Origin of the sequence: Mesorhizobium sp. M2E.F.Ca.ET.209.01.1.1, assembly GCF_004010375.2 — a bacterium.
Taxonomy (GTDB): domain Bacteria; phylum Pseudomonadota; class Alphaproteobacteria; order Rhizobiales; family Rhizobiaceae; genus Mesorhizobium.
On record NZ_SADP02001051.1, the window covers coordinates 1 to 298 of the forward strand.

At 66.8% G+C, this 298-nt stretch carries 1 pseudogene; it reads right to left on the reverse strand.

Annotated features, from left to right (window positions below):
- Positions 1-298: pseudogene (locus EN852_RS39080) on the reverse strand (DDE-type integrase/transposase/recombinase); the annotation flags it as partial.

Consider the following 298-nt stretch of genomic DNA (forward strand, 5'->3'; position numbering starts at 1 on the left):
CTCGTGGCGACCGTTCTGCTGCGGCTTGCCGGGTGCGATCCGTTCCAACGTGATGCCGAGCTTGATGAAGCGCACCGCAAGCGGCGTCAGCCCGGTGACGCCGGCCGACGCGAAGGGCGAGCCATTGTCGCTTCTGAAGCGATCCGGCAGGCCATGCTCCTCAAACAGTCGCTCGAACACCGGCCAGGCCTCGGCGTCCGCCGTCGAACCCGTCGCTTCGAGCGCCAGAAGGTAGCGGCTCGAGGCATCCATCACCGTCAACGGATCGCAGCGCCACCCGTCGAGATCGGAAGAGCAC